General features: G+C 73.3%; 2 protein-coding genes. Both read right to left on the bottom strand.

The window, feature by feature from the left end:
* Nucleotides 1-216 precede the first annotated feature (216 nt).
* Nucleotides 217-858 (bottom strand): response regulator transcription factor, encoded by a 642-nt coding sequence (locus AB0C29_RS49025; protein ID WP_360835323.1) that lies wholly within the window; start codon nucleotides 856-858, stop codon nucleotides 217-219.
* Between the two features lie 86 nt (nucleotides 859-944).
* Nucleotides 945-1272: RNA polymerase sigma factor (locus AB0C29_RS49020; protein ID WP_360835321.1), on the bottom strand; the 328-nt coding region annotated here is incomplete at its 5' end.

The following is a 1272-nucleotide window of genomic DNA, read 5'->3' as shown; positions in this document are numbered from 1 at the left end:
CGGGCATCGCCGCGGCGACCTCCGCGGGCGTCGCGCCGGACGTCAGATACCACCGCCGCGCCGGCGGTCCGTAGGCGACGGCCGCGAGCAGTGCCGCACCGGTCAGGCCTTTGACGATGAGGTTCATGGCCCTCCTCCTTCGCATCCGCCCTCACCGTGCGCCCGCACGCGCCCGCGGCACCAGGGCCATCCGGCCCGCCGGTGGGTGACCGGGTGTCAGTGCGAGTGGTCGCCGAGCAGCTTCGTGGCCAGCACCGCGGCCTGCGTACGCCGTTCCAGGCCCAGCTTCGCCAGCAGGCTGGACACGTAGTTCTTCACCGTCTTCTCGGCCAGGAACATCTTCCCGGCGATCTCCCGGTTGGTCAGGCCCTCGGCCACGAACTCCAGGATCCGCCGCTCCTGGTCGGTCAGCGAGGCCAGCTCCCGGGGCTGCTCGACGCCGTGCCGGATGCGCTCCAGCACCCGCTGGGTCACCGCGGGGTCCAGCAGCGACTGGCCGCCGGCGACCCGGCGGACCGCGTCGACCAGGTCGGTGCCGCGGATCTGCTTCAGCACGTAGCCCGACGCGCCGGCCATGATCGCCGCGAACAGCGCCTCGTCGTCCTCGTACGAGGTGAGGATGAGTCCCCGGATCGACGAGTCCACCGCCCGCACGTCGCGGCACACGTCGATGCCGTTGCCGTCGGGCAGCCGCGCGTCCAGGACCATCACGTCCGGCCGCAGCGCCGGGATCCGGCGGGTCGCCTCCTGTGCCAGCCCCGACTCCCCGACCACCTCGATGTCCCCGGCGGCGTGCAGCAGGTCGGCCAGGCCACGGCGGACGACCTCGTGGTCGTCGAGCAGGAAGACACGAATCATGTGTCCTTCCTACCGGGCGCAGGTCCCGTGACCAAGGGCCGTAGGTCCTGTCGGCGTGGGACCGGTGGCCGCGGCGAGCTGTACGGTCACGACAGGGCCTCGCGCATGGCGATCCGGGCCCGCCGCGCGCGGGATTTCACGGTGCCTTCCGGCACGCCCAGCAGCAGCGCCGTCTCCCGTACGGACAGCCCGTCGAGCACCAGCGACCGCAGCACCACGCGCAGCTCGGCCGGCAGCACCAGCAGGGCCTGCTCCAGCTCCTGGCCGATCCGCCCGGCCATGACCTCGTCCTCGGCAGCCGGCGCGGTCGAGTCGGTCAGCGGGACCGCCGGCAGCTGGGCCTGCCGGGCCCGCCGGCGGAACGCGTCGACCAGCCGGTTCGCGGCGATCGTCCAGAGCCAGCCCACCGCGCTG

Source organism: Actinoplanes sp. NPDC048791 (assembly GCF_040650095.1).
Classification (GTDB): domain Bacteria; phylum Actinomycetota; class Actinomycetes; order Mycobacteriales; family Micromonosporaceae; genus Actinoplanes.
This window is presented reverse-complemented; position numbering and strand designations above follow the sequence as displayed.

Excerpts from the sequence above, each read along its gene's own strand:
- AB0C29_RS49025 (WP_360835323.1), bottom strand. The coding sequence starts at position 858 with ATGATTCGTGTCTTCCTGCTCGACGACCACGAGGTCGTCCGCCGTGGC.